At 54.4% G+C, this 15284-nt stretch carries 8 protein-coding genes, 2 tRNA genes and 2 rRNA genes; 10 read left to right on the top strand and 2 right to left on the bottom strand.

Annotation, left to right across the window (positions count from 1 at the left end; genetic code table 11):
• Positions 1-56: 56 nt before the first annotated feature.
• Positions 57-1562, top strand: coding sequence for a 4-hydroxy-3-polyprenylbenzoate decarboxylase (gene ubiD / locus ACN9MQ_RS21710; RefSeq protein ID WP_014172107.1), 1506 nt, complete (start codon positions 57-59; stop codon positions 1560-1562).
• 30 nt (positions 1563-1592) lie between these two features.
• A complete protein-coding gene (gene fre / locus ACN9MQ_RS21705; RefSeq protein WP_014172106.1) occupies positions 1593-2294 on the top strand; it encodes an NAD(P)H-flavin reductase in 702 nt (233 codons plus the stop codon).
• Between the two features lie 182 nt (positions 2295-2476).
• Here the strand turns inward: fre and fadA are convergent, their stop codons facing one another.
• Positions 2477-3640, bottom strand: a complete 1164-nt coding sequence (fadA, locus tag ACN9MQ_RS21700) for an acetyl-CoA C-acyltransferase FadA (RefSeq protein WP_044866329.1) — start codon at positions 3638-3640, stop codon at positions 2477-2479.
• 9 nt (positions 3641-3649) lie between these two features.
• Positions 3650-5839 carry a fatty acid oxidation complex subunit alpha FadB gene (fadB, locus tag ACN9MQ_RS21695; RefSeq protein ID WP_032680099.1) on the bottom strand — a complete coding sequence of 730 codons (2190 nt, stop codon included), beginning with the start codon at positions 5837-5839 and terminating at the stop codon, positions 3650-3652.
• A 190-nt stretch (positions 5840-6029) separates the two neighbouring features.
• Here fadB and pepQ point away from each other — a divergent pair, with 190 nt between their 5' ends.
• The 8 genes from pepQ to ACN9MQ_RS21655 all read left to right on the top strand — a co-directional run bounded on the left by pepQ (position 6030) and on the right by ACN9MQ_RS21655 (position 15264).
• On the top strand, positions 6030-7361 hold the full coding sequence (gene pepQ / locus ACN9MQ_RS21690) for a Xaa-Pro dipeptidase (RefSeq protein ID WP_020882869.1): 1332 nt from the start codon (positions 6030-6032) through the stop codon (positions 7359-7361).
• Complete coding sequence (locus tag ACN9MQ_RS21685; protein WP_020882868.1) at positions 7361-7975, top strand: IMPACT family protein; 615 nt, start codon at positions 7361-7363, stop codon at positions 7973-7975. The genes pepQ and ACN9MQ_RS21685 overlap by 1 nt, the downstream gene beginning before the upstream one ends.
• A gap of 41 nt (positions 7976-8016) precedes the next feature.
• Complete coding sequence (gene trkH, locus ACN9MQ_RS21680) at positions 8017-9468, top strand: Trk system potassium transporter TrkH (RefSeq protein WP_014172101.1); 1452 nt, start codon at positions 8017-8019, stop codon at positions 9466-9468.
• 10 nt (positions 9469-9478) lie between these two features.
• A complete protein-coding gene (gene hemG, locus ACN9MQ_RS21675; protein WP_426021627.1) occupies positions 9479-10024 on the top strand; it encodes a menaquinone-dependent protoporphyrinogen IX dehydrogenase in 546 nt (181 codons plus the stop codon).
• Between the two features lie 353 nt (positions 10025-10377).
• Positions 10378-11917, top strand: a 16S ribosomal RNA gene (locus ACN9MQ_RS21670).
• 70 nt (positions 11918-11987) lie between these two features.
• Positions 11988-12064: transfer RNA gene (locus tag ACN9MQ_RS21665), tRNA-Ile, on the top strand.
• Between the two features lie 38 nt (positions 12065-12102).
• Positions 12103-12178: transfer RNA gene (locus ACN9MQ_RS21660), tRNA-Ala, on the top strand.
• Between the two features lie 180 nt (positions 12179-12358).
• Positions 12359-15264 (top strand): 23S ribosomal RNA (locus ACN9MQ_RS21655).
• The 16S and 23S rRNA genes sit together here with 2 tRNA genes alongside, the layout of an rRNA operon.
• Positions 15265-15284 lie beyond the last annotated feature (20 nt).

The following is a 15284-nucleotide window of genomic DNA, read 5'->3' as shown; positions in this document are numbered from 1 at the left end:
AAAATTACAGCATCAAGCAGGCTTACGCCGTATAATGAAGCGCTTACAGAGAGGCCATGACTAACTGCATGAAATACCACGATCTCCGCGACTTCCTGACGCTGCTGGAAAAGCAGGGCGAACTCAAACGCATTACACTTCCTGTTGATCCTTATCTGGAAATGACAGAAATTGCTGACCGCACCCTGCGTGCCGGTGGCCCCGCTTTACTGTTTGAAAACCCAAAAGGGTATTCGATGCCGGTGCTATGCAACCTGTTTGGTACACCGCGCCGTGTGGCGTTGGGGATGGGACAGGAGGACGTCACGGCGCTGCGCGAAGTGGGTAAACTGCTGGCGTTTCTGAAAGAGCCAGAGCCACCGAAAGGTTTCCGCGATCTGTTCGATAAACTGCCGCAGTTTAAGCAGGTGCTAAACATGCCAACCAAACGTCTGCGCGGCGCACCGTGTCAGCAGAAAGTGCTGGAAGGCGATGCGGTGGATCTGACAAAAATTCCTGTCATGCAATGCTGGCCTGAAGATGCTGCGCCGCTTATCACCTGGGGGCTCACCGTCACGCGTGGTCCGCACAAAGAGCGACAAAATCTGGGTATTTACCGCCAGCAGCTGATTGGCAAGAATAAGCTCATCATGCGCTGGTTGTCACATCGTGGCGGCGCCCTGGATTTCCAGGAGTGGTGTGCTGAACACCCGGGCGAGCGTTTCCCGGTTTCCGTTGCGTTAGGCGCCGATCCGGCCACGATTCTGGGGGCGGTAACGCCAGTGCCGGATACGCTGTCCGAATATGCCTTTGCAGGCCTGCTGCGCGGAACCAAAACCGAAGTCGTGAAGTGTATTTCTAATGACCTTGAAGTTCCTGCCAGCGCGGAGATCGTTCTGGAAGGTTACCTTGAGCAGGGCGAAATGGCACCGGAAGGGCCATACGGTGACCACACTGGCTATTACAACGAAGTTGATAACTTCCCGGTGTTTACCGTCACGCACATCACCCAGCGTGAAGATGCGATTTACCACTCCACCTATACCGGACGTCCACCGGATGAACCGGCGGTACTGGGAGTGGCGCTGAACGAAGTGTTTGTGCCGATCCTGCAAAAGCAGTTCCCGGAAATTGTTGATTTTTACCTGCCGCCGGAAGGGTGTTCGTATCGCCTGGCGGTGGTGACGATGAAGAAGCAATATCCTGGTCACGCTAAACGCGTGATGATGGGCGTATGGTCTTTCCTGCGCCAGTTTATGTATACCAAATTTGTTATTGTCTGCGATGATGATGTTAACGCCCGCGACTGGAATGACGTTATCTGGGCCATTACTACGCGAATGGATCCGGCGCGCGATACGGTGTTAGTCGAAAACACGCCGATAGATTATCTGGATTTTGCCTCGCCGGTCTCCGGCCTTGGCTCAAAAATGGGACTGGATGCCACAAACAAATGGCCCGGCGAAACCGAGCGTGAATGGGGTCGACCGATCAAAAAAGATCCTGCCGTGACCGCGCGTATTGACGCGATCTGGGATGAACTGGCCATAATGAATAACGGTAAACCTGAAACAGGCCGTTAAGCCCTATAGACTTCACGACAGAGAGAGCGAATGACAACCTTAAGCTGTAAAGTGACCTCGGTAGATGCTATCACCGACACCGTATATCGCGTCCGTTTAGTACCTGAAGCGGCATTCTCTTTCCGCGCCGGTCAGTACTTGATGGTCGTGATGGATGAGCGTGATAAGCGTCCCTTCTCTATGGCTTCTACGCCAGCAGAGCAGGAATTTATTGAGCTTCATATTGGTGCGTCTGAGCTTAACCTGTATGCGATGGCCGTCATGGACCGCATTCTGAAAGAACGTGAAATCGTGGTGGATATTCCTCACGGTGATGCCTGGCTGCGTGAAGATGAAGACCGTCCGCTGATCCTGATTGCGGGGGGAACGGGTTTCTCTTATGTGCGCTCTATCCTGCTGACGGCCCTGGCGCGTAACCCGGATCGCGATATCACCATCTACTGGGGCGGCCGCGAAGAGAAACATCTCTACGACCTCTCTGAACTGGAAGCATTAAGCGTCAATCATCCACACCTGCGCATTGAGCCGGTGGTGGAGCAGCCTGAAGAGGGCTGGCGTGGGCGCAGCGGTACGGTACTGACGGCGGTGCTGCAGGATCACGGCACGCTGGCGGGACATGATATCTATATTGCTGGCCGTTTTGAGATGGCGAAAATTGCCCGTGACCTGTTCTGCAACGAACGTGACGCGCGTGAAGACCGTCTCTTCGGCGATGCGTTCGCGTTCATTTAAATAAAAAACCCGCCCCTGACAGGCGGGAAGAACGGCAACTAAACTTTATCTCTTCGCCACTGGCGCCATAACTGCGATGGCTGCGCGTGCTCACCCGAATCCCTTACTTCCGTAAGCGCATCGGGCGCCGCTCGCGTGCCGCCGTGTTCTGGCGACACTGGCTGTAAGAACCCCTCGAAGATTTACACTCGCTCAAATACCGTCGCGATACCCTGACCCAGCCCGATACACATCGTCGCCAGACCAAACTGAGCGTCTTTGCGTTCCATCAGGTTAATCAGCGTGGTGCTGATGCGTGCCCCGGAACAACCCAGCGGGTGACCGAGGGCGATCGCGCCGCCATTGAGGTTAATCTTGTCGTCTATCTGATCCATCAGGCCCAGATCTTTGATGCACGGCAGGATCTGCGCGGCAAAGGCTTCGTTCATCTCAAACAGATCGATATCACTGGTTGTTAAGCCTGCTTTTTTCAGCGCCAGCTTCGAGGCCGGCACCGGACCGTAACCCATAATGGACGGATCGCAACCCACCACCGCCATCGAACGTACCCGGGCGCGAGGCGTCAGGCCTAACTCGCGGGCACGGCTTTCACTCATCACCAGCATCGCGGCGGCCCCGTCAGATAGGGCAGACGAGGTGCCTGCCGTTACCGTACCGGTGACCGGGTCAAACGCCGGGCGCAGCGTAGAAAGGGTTTCTACAGTGGTTTCCGGGCGAATCACTTCATCGTAGTTGAACTGCTTCAAAACGCCGTCAGCATCGTGACCACCGGTTGGGATGATCTCATGCTTAAATGCGCCGGACTGCGTTGCGGCCCAGGCGCGTGCGTGGGAGCGCGCAGCAAAGGTATCCTGCATTTCGCGGCTGATGCCGTGGAGGCGGGAAAGCATCTCAGCGGTCAGGCCCATCATTCCCGCCGCTTTCGCCACGTTACGGCTCATACCCGGGTGGAAATCAACCCCGTGGCTCATCGGCACGTGGCCCATGTGCTCCACGCCGCCGACCAGACAGGCCTGCGCATCACCGGTCATGATCATGCGTGCCGCGTCGTGCAGTGCCTGCATTGACGAACCACACAGACGGTTAACGGTCACCGCCGGAACTGAATGCGGGATCTCCGCCAGCAGCGAAGCGTTACGGGCGATGTTAAAGCCCTGTTCGAGGGTTTGCTGTACACAGCCCCAGTAAATATCGTCGAGCGCAGCGGGATCCAGTGCCGGGTTACGCGCCAGCAGGCTACGCATCAGGTGTGCGGAGAGGTCTTCCGCGCGCACATTACGGAATGCACCGCCTTTTGAACGGCCCATCGGGGTGCGAATCGCATCAACAATGACAACCTTTTCCATTGTGACTCCTTAAGCCGTTTTCAGCTCGCCAACCGGACGGGCTGGCTCAACTGCAGGGTAATAGGGTTCGTTATGGCGCGCTTTGTTACGCAGACCTTCCGGCACGTCATACAGCGGGCCGAGGTGCTGGTACTGCTGAGCCATATCGAGATAACGGGCGCTGCCGAGCGTATCCAGCCAGCGGAACGCGCCGCCGTGGAACGGAGGGAAGCCGAGGCCGTACACCAGTGCCATATCCGCTTCTGCCGGGCTGGCGATAATGCCTTCTTCCAGGCAACGCACCACTTCGTTGATCATTGGAATCATCATTCGGGCGATGATTTCATCGTCGGTGAAGTCACGTTTCGGCTGGCTGACGTCGGCCAGCAGGCCATCCACCGCCGCGTCTTCTTCTTTCTTCGGTTTGCCTTTGCTGTCTTCTTTATAACGCCAGAAGCCCAGGCCGTTTTTCTGACCAAAGCGGCTGGCGTCAAACAGGGCGTCAATCGCGTCGCGGTAATCTTTCTGCATGCGCTGCGGGAAGCCTGCCGCCATCACCGCCTGGGCGTGGTGTGCGGTATCAATGCCGACCACATCCAGCAGATACGCTGGACCCATCGGCCAGCCGAACTGTTTTTCCATCACTTTGTCGACTTTACGGAAATCCGCACCGTCGCGCAGGAGCTGGCTGAAACCGGCGAAGTACGGGAACAGCACGCGGTTGACGAAGAAGCCCGGACAATCGTTGACCACGATCGGGGTTTTGCCCATTTTGCTGGCCCATGCCACGACTTTGGCGATCGTTTCGTCAGAGGTTTTTTCCCCACGGATCACTTCGACAAGTGGCATACGGTGCACCGGGTTAAAGAAGTGCATACCGCAGAAGTTTTCCGGGCGCTTCAGAACGCCTGCCAGTTCGCTAATCGGGATGGTGGAGGTGTTTGAGGCCAGTACGGTATCAGGACGAACCTTCTCTTCGGTTTCCGCCAGCACCGCTTTTTTGACTTTCGGGTTCTCAACGACCGCTTCAACGACCACATCCACACGGTCGAAACCGCTATAGTCCAGGGTCGGGTGGATTGTCGAGATCACCCCTGAGAGTTTCAGACCGTCAATTTTGCCGCGTTCCAGCTGTTTATTCAGCAGCTTGGCCGCTTCGGTCATGCCCAGCGTCAGGGATTTCTCGCTGATGTCTTTCATCACCACAGGCACGCCTTTCCAGGCCGACTGATAAGCGATGCCGCCGCCCATAATGCCTGCACCGAGTACCGCCGCCTGTTTTGGCGTCTCAACATTTTTGGTCAGCTGTTTCGCCTTACCTTTCACGAATTGATCGTTCAGGAAGATGCCCACCAGTGCGCGAGCTTCATTAGTGTGCGCCAGCGGAACAAAGCTTTGGTTTTCCAGTTTCAGCGCTTCATCACGGCCAAAGCGGGCCGCGGCTTCAATCGTTTTAACGGCGGTAATGGGCGCGGGGTAGTGTTTGCCTGCCGTCTGCATCACCATCCCTTTGGCGATGGTGAAGCTCATGGCGGCTTCAATTTTGCTGAGTTTCAACGGTTCCAGCTTCGGCTGACGTTTGGCTTTCCAGTCGAGGTCGCCATTAATGGCCTGATGGAGAATGGCGAGGGAGCCTTCAATCAGTTTTTCTGGTTTAACCACACCGTCCACCAGGCCTATTTTCTGCGCCTGTTCCGCCCCGACATCTTTACCGGCGGCGATGATCTCCAGGGCGCTATCGGCACCCAACATGCGTGGCATACGTACGGAACCGCCAAAGCCTGGCATGATGCCCAGTTTTGTTTCCGGCAGGCCGATGCGCAGGTCTGGCGTGGCCAGACGATAGTCGGTTGCCAGCACGCACTCGCAGCCGCCGCCCAGCGCGTAGCCGTTAACGGCGGAGACTGTCGGAACAGGCAGATCTTCCAGACGATTAAAGACGCTGTTGGCAAAGTGCAGCCACTGGCTCAGCTGTTCTTCCGGGACCTGGAACAGTGAAAGGAATTCGGTGATATCTGCACCGACAATAAAAGCCGCTTTGTTTGAGCGCAGCAGCAGTCCTTTTAATTCAGATTGTTTTTCAAGCACATCCAGCGCCTGGCCAAGACTGGCCACCGTCGCGGTATCAAGCTTGTTGACTGAGCCGGGGGCATCGAACACCAGTTCGGCAATGCCATCTTCCAGCCAGTTGAGGTACAGGGTGTCGCCTTTGTAGAGCATGTCAGTCTCCTGAATCCAGCAAGTGGATCTGGTCATACCAGATGAGACGGAGTGTGGGATTTATGTTAATAAAATGCAAATTTCTCATTAAGAAATTGCTGCATTGATCACGGTCGGTGGAAATCACGCAGTCGGAGTCAGGTGTGCTAAGATGCGATGACTTGAGCTCAGAAAAATGAAAGGAAGAAAGATGGACTCACTGGCTTCGCTTTATAAAAATCATATCGTTACCCTACAGGAACGTACCCGTGATGTACTGGCGCGCTTTAAGCTGGATGCGTTGTTAATCCACTCCGGAGAGCTGATTAACACCTTCCTGGATGACCATGCGTATCCGTTTAAGGTCAACCCGCAGTTCAAAGCCTGGGTGCCGGTCACGCAGGTCCCAAATTGCTGGTTGCTGGTGGACGGGGTGAACAAGCCGAAACTGTGGTTCTATCTGCCTGTCGATTACTGGCACAACGTTGAGCCGCTGCCGACCAGCTTCTGGACGGAAGAAGTGGACGTTATCGCTTTACCAAAAGCCGATGGCATTGGCAGCCTCCTGCCAGCCGGGCGCGGCAACATTGCTTATATTGGCCCGGTTCCCGAGCGTGCGCTCGGTCTGGATATTCCGGCGGATAAACTCAATCCGAAAGGGGTTCTGGATTATCTGCACTACTATCGCGCTTATAAGACCGACTACGAACTTTACTGCATGCGTGAAGCGCAAAAAACGGCGGTAAATGGTCACCGTGCTGCGCATGAAGCGTTCCAGTCTGGCATGAGCGAGTTCGATATTAACCAGGCGTATCTGACCGCCACCGGCCACCGTGACACTGATGTCCCTTACAGCAACATCGTCGCGCTGAATGAGCATGCGTCCGTTCTGCACTACACCAGGCTCGATCACCAGGTGCCATCCGAGATGCGCAGCTTCCTGTTGGACGCCGGGGCAGAGTACAACGGCTATGCGGCCGACCTGACCCGCACCTGGGCGGCAAATGCGGATACCGATTTTGCACAGTTGATTAAAGACGTTAACGATGAGCAACTGGCACTTATTGGCACCATGAAAGCGGGAACCAGCTATGTGGATTACCACATCCAGTTCCATCAGCGCATCGCTAAACTGCTGCGTAAGCACCAGATCGTGAAAGACATGAGCGAAGAGGCGATGGTGGAAAACGATCTGACCGGGCCGTTCATGCCGCACGGTATTGGTCACCCGCTGGGTCTGCAGGTTCATGATGTTGCCGGTTTTATGCAGGATGATACCGGTACGCACCTGGCCGCGCCGTCTAAATATCCTTACCTGCGCTGCACGCGTATTCTTGAGCCGCGTATGGTGCTGACCATCGAGCCGGGTATCTACTTTATCGAATCGCTGTTAGCGCCATGGCGTGAAGGCCCGTTCAGCAAGCACTTCAACTGGGACAAAATTGAAGCGCTGAAACCGTTTGGCGGTATTCGTATCGAAGATAACGTGGTGATCCACGAAAACGGTATTGAGAATATGACGCGAGACCTGAAGCTGGCCTGATGGATAGCTGGCTGATACCGGCTGAACCGGTCACCTTTGTTGAGGAAATTAAGAAGAGTCGATTCATTACGCTGCTGGCACATACCGACGGCGTTGAGGCGGCAAAAGCGTTTGTTGAGTCCGTTCGCGCGCAGCACCCTGACGCACGTCACCATTGCGTGGCGTGGGTGGCAGGGCCGCCGAACGATTCACAACAGCTGGGGTTTTCCGATGACGGTGAACCGGCAGGCACAGCCGGTAAACCCATGCTCTCCCAGTTGATGGGCAGCGGCGTGGGTGAAATCACCGCCGTGGTCGTTCGCTACTACGGCGGTATTTTATTAGGCACGGGTGGACTGGTTAAAGCGTATGGCGGTGGGGTTCAGCAGGCACTGAATATGCTGATTACCACCCGCAAAACGCCGCTCACCGAATATACTTTACTGTGCGATTACGGTCAGTTATCCGGCATTGAGGCATTGCTAAAGCAGTTTAACGGCGTCATCGCGCACAGTGACTATCAGGCAATGGTGCAACTGCGCGTGGCGCTTCCGCAGGCGGAACTGGCTGCTTTTTCAGCAAAGCTGGCGGATTTTAGTCGCGGTTCGTTGCAATTGCTGCCGATTGAAGAATAATCCCCACCTCACTTTTTTGAATACCAAAGGAAGCGGCAGAGATGCATTTTCGTGCCATTACCCGAATCGTTGGACTGCTGGTCATACTTTTTTCCGGGACGATGATTCTCCCAGGACTGGTAGCGCTTATCTACCGGGACGGCGCGGGGCGGGCATTTACCCAGACCTTCTTTGTCGCGCTGGCGATTGGCTCACTGCTCTGGTGGCCAAACCGTCGTCAAAAGGGTGAGCTGAAATCTCGCGAAGGCTTTCTGATTGTTGTTCTGTTCTGGACAGTGCTGGGAAGTGTGGGTGCGCTACCCTTTATCTTCTCTGAGCAGCCTAATCTGACCGTCACGGATGCGTTTTTTGAATCGTTCTCGGGTTTAACGACGACCGGGGCGACCACGCTGGTCGGGCTGGATTCCTTACCGCATGCCATTCTTTTTTATCGCCAGATGCTGCAATGGTTCGGGGGGATGGGGATCATCGTCCTGGCCGTGGCCATCCTGCCTATTCTTGGCGTCGGGGGGATGCAGCTTTACCGTGCGGAAATGCCGGGCCCATTGAAAGATAACAAGATGCGCCCGCGCATAGCCGAGACGGCGAAAACCCTGTGGCTTATCTATGTCTTGCTGACGATTGCCTGTGCGTTAGCGTTATGGTTTGCCGGGATGCCTGCATTCGACGCTATCGGGCACAGCTTTGCGACGATCGCCATCGGCGGGTTCTCGACCCACGATGCCAGTGTGGGTTACTTCGACAGCCCCACCATTAACACGATCATTGCCATCTTCCTGCTGATTTCCGGCTGTAACTACGGTCTGCACTTCTCCTTACTCAGCGGGCGTAGCCTGAAGGTGTACTGGCGTGACCCGGAGTTTCGCATGTTCATTGGTGTCCAGCTTACGCTGGTCATCATCTGTACCGTGGTGTTGTGGTTCCACGATGTCTATAACTCCGCGTTGACTACGTTAAATCAGGCGTTCTTCCAGGTGGTGTCGATGGCAACCACCGCCGGTTTTACAACGGACAGTATTGCGCGCTGGCCGCTGTTCCTGCCGGTACTGCTGCTGTGTTCTGCGTTCATCGGGGGTTGTGCGGGGTCGACGGGCGGTGGCCTGAAGGTGATCCGTATTCTGCTGTTGTTTAAGCAGGGGAACCGTGAACTTAAACGTCTGGTCCACCCGAACGCGGTTTACAGCATCAAACTGGGTAACCGTGCCCTGCCGGAACGTATTCTTGAAGCGGTGTGGGGGTTCTTCTCGGCCTATGCGCTGGTCTTCATCGTCAGTATGCTGGCGATTATCGCGACGGGGGTGGATGATTTCTCTGCCTTTGCTTCCGTCGTAGCAACGTTGAATAACCTCGGGCCTGGCCTGGGGGTTGTGGCGGATAACTTTGCCAGTATGAACCCGGTCGCGAAATGGATCCTCATCGCCAACATGCTGTTTGGTCGTCTGGAGGTCTTTACGCTGCTGGTGCTGTTCACCCCAACATTCTGGCGCGAGTAAGGAGTCGTCGGTGAAAACACTTATTCTTTTCTCTACGCGGGATGGGCAAACGCGTGAGATTGCCTCATATCTGGCTTCAGAATTAAAAGAGCGGGGGATTTACTCTGATGTGGTGAACCTGAACCGCACGGAGCAGATAGCCTGGCAGGATTACGACCGTGTGGTTATTGGCGCGTCTATTCGTTACGGGCATTTCCATCCGGCGCTGGATCGTTTTGTGAAAAAGCATACGGCAGTGCTCAATAAACTGCCCGGGGCTTTTTACTCGGTCAATCTGGTGGCGCGTAAACCTGAGAAACGTACGCCGCAGACCAACAGCTATACGCGCAAGTTTCTGTTGAGCTCTCCGTGGCAGCCGGACATCAGCGCCGTCTTTGCCGGCGCGCTGCGTTATCCGCGCTATCGCTGGTATGACCGCTTTATGATTCGCCTCATTATGAAGATGACCGGCGGCGAAACCGATACGCGTAAAGAGGTGGTGTATACCGACTGGTCGCAGGTCGCCAGTTTTGCGCGGGAGATCGCACATTTATCAGGCGATTCGCGGCTTAAATAGGCGTGACGTTTGAAAAGTGAGCGAACGAAAAGTTTTTTGTATTTTGTGCTTGTCACTTCAGAATAACTCCCTATAATGCGCCTCCACTGACACGGAACAACGGCACACACGCCGCCGGGTCAGCAGAGATAAGCGAAAATAAATGCTTGACTCTGAAGCGGGAAAGCGTAATATGCACACCCCGCGCCGCAGCGAAAGCGAAGCGGCACTGCTCTTTAACAATTTATCAGACAATCTGTGTGGGCACTCAAAGTGACATGGATTCTTAATGTCTTCGGACACTAAATGAATACCAAGTCTCTGAGTGAACATACGTAATTCATTACGAAGTTTAATTCACGAGCATCAAACTTAAATTGAAGAGTTTGATCATGGCTCAGATTGAACGCTGGCGGCAGGCCTAACACATGCAAGTCGAACGGTAGCACAGAGAGCTTGCTCTCGGGTGACGAGTGGCGGACGGGTGAGTAATGTCTGGGAAACTGCCTGATGGAGGGGGATAACTACTGGAAACGGTAGCTAATACCGCATAACGTCGCAAGACCAAAGAGGGGGACCTTCGGGCCTCTTGCCATCAGATGTGCCCAGATGGGATTAGCTAGTAGGTGGGGTAACGGCTCACCTAGGCGACGATCCCTAGCTGGTCTGAGAGGATGACCAGCCACACTGGAACTGAGACACGGTCCAGACTCCTACGGGAGGCAGCAGTGGGGAATATTGCACAATGGGCGCAAGCCTGATGCAGCCATGCCGCGTGTATGAAGAAGGCCTTCGGGTTGTAAAGTACTTTCAGCGGGGAGGAAGGTGTTGTGGTTAATAACCGCAGCAATTGACGTTACCCGCAGAAGAAGCACCGGCTAACTCCGTGCCAGCAGCCGCGGTAATACGGAGGGTGCAAGCGTTAATCGGAATTACTGGGCGTAAAGCGCACGCAGGCGGTCTGTCAAGTCGGATGTGAAATCCCCGGGCTCAACCTGGGAACTGCATTCGAAACTGGCAGGCTAGAGTCTTGTAGAGGGGGGTAGAATTCCAGGTGTAGCGGTGAAATGCGTAGAGATCTGGAGGAATACCGGTGGCGAAGGCGGCCCCCTGGACAAAGACTGACGCTCAGGTGCGAAAGCGTGGGGAGCAAACAGGATTAGATACCCTGGTAGTCCACGCCGTAAACGATGTCGACTTGGAGGTTGTGCCCTTGAGGCGTGGCTTCCGGAGCTAACGCGTTAAGTCGACCGCCTGGGGAGTACGGCCGCAAGGTTAAAACTCAAATGAATTGACGGGGGCCCGCACAAGCGGTGGAGCATGTGGTTTAATTCGATGCAACGCGAAGAACCTTACCTACTCTTGACATCCAGAGAACTTAGCAGAGATGCTTTGGTGCCTTCGGGAACTCTGAGACAGGTGCTGCATGGCTGTCGTCAGCTCGTGTTGTGAAATGTTGGGTTAAGTCCCGCAACGAGCGCAACCCTTATCCTTTGTTGCCAGCGGTCCGGCCGGGAACTCAAAGGAGACTGCCAGTGATAAACTGGAGGAAGGTGGGGATGACGTCAAGTCATCATGGCCCTTACGAGTAGGGCTACACACGTGCTACAATGGCGCATACAAAGAGAAGCGAACTCGCGAGAGCAAGCGGACCTCATAAAGTGCGTCGTAGTCCGGATTGGAGTCTGCAACTCGACTCCATGAAGTCGGAATCGCTAGTAATCGTAGATCAGAATGCTACGGTGAATACGTTCCCGGGCCTTGTACACACCGCCCGTCACACCATGGGAGTGGGTTGCAAAAGAAGTAGGTAGCTTAACCTTCGGGAGGGCGCTTACCACTTTGTGATTCATGACTGGGGTGAAGTCGTAACAAGGTAACCGTAGGGGAACCTGCGGTTGGATCACCTCCTTACCTTAAAGAACCTGCCTTTGTAGTGTCCACACAGATTGTCTGATGAAAAACAGCAGTAAAAAACCTCTACAGGCTTGTAGCTCAGGTGGTTAGAGCGCACCCCTGATAAGGGTGAGGTCGGTGGTTCAAGTCCACTCAGGCCTACCAAATCTGTCATGCAGATTTGAAGAGGTTGGTCATACGATGGGGCTATAGCTCAGCTGGGAGAGCGCCTGCTTTGCACGCAGGAGGTCTGCGGTTCGATCCCGCATAGCTCCACCATCTTTTACTGCGAAAACAAGAAAACTTCAGAGTGAACCTGAAAAGGTGCACTGCGAAGTTTTGCTCTTTAAAAATCTGGATCAAGCTGAAAATTGAAACGACACACAGTTAATGTGTGTTCGAGTCTCTCAAATTTTCGCAAACCGGTGATGAATCGAAAGAAACATCTTCGGGTTGTGAGGTTAAGCGACTAAGCGTACACGGTGGATGCCCTGGCAGTCAGAGGCGATGAAGGACGTGCTAATCTGCGAAAAGCGCCGGCGAGGTGATATGAACCTTTGACCCGGCGATGTCCGAATGGGGAAACCCAGTGTGTTCCGACACACTATCGTTAACTGAATACATAGGTTAACGAGGCGAACCGGGGGAACTGAAACATCTAAGTACCCCGAGGAAAAGAAATCAACCGAGATTCCCCCAGTAGCGGCGAGCGAACGGGGAGCAGCCCAGAGTCTGAATCAGCTTGTGTGTTAGTGGAAGCGTCTGGAAAGTCGCACGGTACAGGGTGACAGTCCCGTACACGAAAGCACACAGGCTGTGAACTCGAAGAGTAGGGCGGGACACGTGGTATCCTGTCTGAATATGGGGGGACCATCCTCCAAGGCTAAATACTCCTGACTGACCGATAGTGAACCAGTACCGTGAGGGAAAGGCGAAAAGAACCCCGGCGAGGGGAGTGAAAAAGAACCTGAAACCGTGTACGTACAAGCAGTGGGAGCCTCTTTTATGGGGTGACTGCGTACCTTTTGTATAATGGGTCAGCGACTTATATTCTGTAGCAAGGTTAACCGTATAGGGGAGCCGAAGGGAAACCGAGTCTTAACTGGGCGTTAAGTTGCAGGGTATAGACCCGAAACCCGGTGATCTAGCCATGGGCAGGTTGAAGGTTGGGTAACACTAACTGGAGGACCGAACCGACTAATGTTGAAAAATTAGCGGATGACTTGTGGCTGGGGGTGAAAGGCCAATCAAACCGGGAGATAGCTGGTTCTCCCCGAAAGCTATTTAGGTAGCGCCTCGTGAACTCATCTTCGGGGGTAGAGCACTGTTTCGGCTAGGGGGCCATCCCGGCTTACCAACCCGATGCAAACTACGAATACCGAAGAATGTTATCACGGGAGACACACGGCGGGTGCTAACGTCCGTCGTGAAGAGGGAAACAACCCAGACCGCCAGCTAAGGTCCCAAAGTCATGGTTAAGTGGGAAACGATGTGGGAAGGCACAGACAGCCAGGATGTTGGCTTAGAAGCAGCCATCATTTAAAGAAAGCGTAATAGCTCACTGGTCGAGTCGGCCTGCGCGGAAGATGTAACGGGGCTAAACCATGCACCGAAGCTGCGGCAGCGACACTATGTGTTGTTGGGTAGGGGAGCGTTCTGTAAGCCGTTGAAGGTGTCCTGTGAGGGGTGCTGGAGGTATCAGAAGTGCGAATGCTGACATAAGTAACGATAAAGCGGGTGAAAAGCCCGCTCGCCGGAAGACCAAGGGTTCCTGTCCAACGTTAATCGGGGCAGGGTGAGTCGACCCCTAAGGCGAGGCCGAAAGGCGTAGTCGATGGGAAACAGGTTAATATTCCTGTACTTGGTGTTACTGCGAAGGGGGGACGGAGAAGGCTATGTTAGCCGGGCGACGGTTGTCCCGGTTTAAGCATGTAGGCGGAGGTTCCAGGTAAATCCGGTTCCTTATTAACGCTGAGGTGTGATGACGAGGCACTACGGTGCTGAAGTAACAAATGCCCTGCTTCCAGGAAAAGCCTCTAAGCATCAGGTAACATCAAATCGTACCCCAAACCGACACAGGTGGTCAGGTAGAGAATACCAAGGCGCTTGAGAGAACTCGGGTGAAGGAACTAGGCAAAATGGTGCCGTAACTTCGGGAGAAGGCACGCTGATATGTAGGTGAAGCCCCTGCGGGTGGAGCTGAAATCAGTCGAAGATACCAGCTGGCTGCAACTGTTTATTAAAAACACAGCACTGTGCAAACACGAAAGTGGACGTATACGGTGTGACGCCTGCCCGGTGCCGGAAGGTTAATTGATGGGGTTAGCGGTAACGCGAAGCTCTTGATCGAAGCCCCGGTAAACGGCGGCCGTAACTATAACGGTCCTAAGGTAGCGAAATTCCTTGTCGGGTAAGTTCCGACCTGCACGAATGGCGTAATGATGGCCAGGCTGTCTCCACCCGAGACTCAGTGAAATTGAACTCGCTGTGAAGATGCAGTGTACCCGCGGCAAGACGGAAAGACCCCGTGAACCTTTACTATAGCTTGACACTGAACACTGGTCCTTGATGTGTAGGATAGGTGGGAGGCTTTGAAGCGTGGACGCCAGTCTGCGTGGAGCCAACCTTGAAATACCACCCTTTAATGGCTGGTGTTCTAACGTAGACCCGTGATCCGGGTTGCGGACAGTGTCTGGTGGGTAGTTTGACTGGGGCGGTCTCCTCCCAAAGAGTAACGGAGGAGCACGAAGGTTAGCTAATCCTGGTCGGACATCAGGAGGTTAGTGCAATGGCATAAGCTAGCTTGACTGCGAGAGTGACGGCTCGAGCAGGTGCGAAAGCAGGTCATAGTGATCCGGTGGTTCTGAATGGAAGGGCCATCGCTCAACGGATAAAAGGTACTCCGGGGATAACAGGCTGATACCGCCCAAGAGTTCATATCGACGGCGGTGTTTGGCACCTCGATGTCGGCTCATCACATCCTGGGGCTGAAGTAGGTCCCAAGGGTATGGCTGTTCGCCATTTAAAGTGGTACGCGAGCTGGGTTTAGAACGTCGTGAGACAGTTCGGTCCCTATCTGCCGTGGGCGCTGGAGAATTGAGGGGGGCTGCTCCTAGTACGAGAGGACCGGAGTGGACGCATCACTGGTGTTCGGGTTGTCATGCCAATGGCACTGCCCGGTAGCTAAATGCGGAAGAGATAAGTGCTGAAAGCATCTAAGCACGAAACTTGCCCCGAGATGAGTTCTCCCTGAGACTTTAAGTCTCCTGAAGGAACGTTGAAGACTACGACGTTGATAGGTCGGGTGTGTAAGCGCAGCGATGCGTTGAGCTAACCGATACTAATGAACCGTGAGGCTTAACCTTACAACGCCGAAGATGTTTTG

Origin of the sequence: Enterobacter sp. R-25, from assembly GCF_049913205.1 — a bacterium.
GTDB lineage: Bacteria > Pseudomonadota > Gammaproteobacteria > Enterobacterales > Enterobacteriaceae > Enterobacter > Enterobacter ludwigii.
This window is presented reverse-complemented; position numbering and strand designations above follow the sequence as displayed.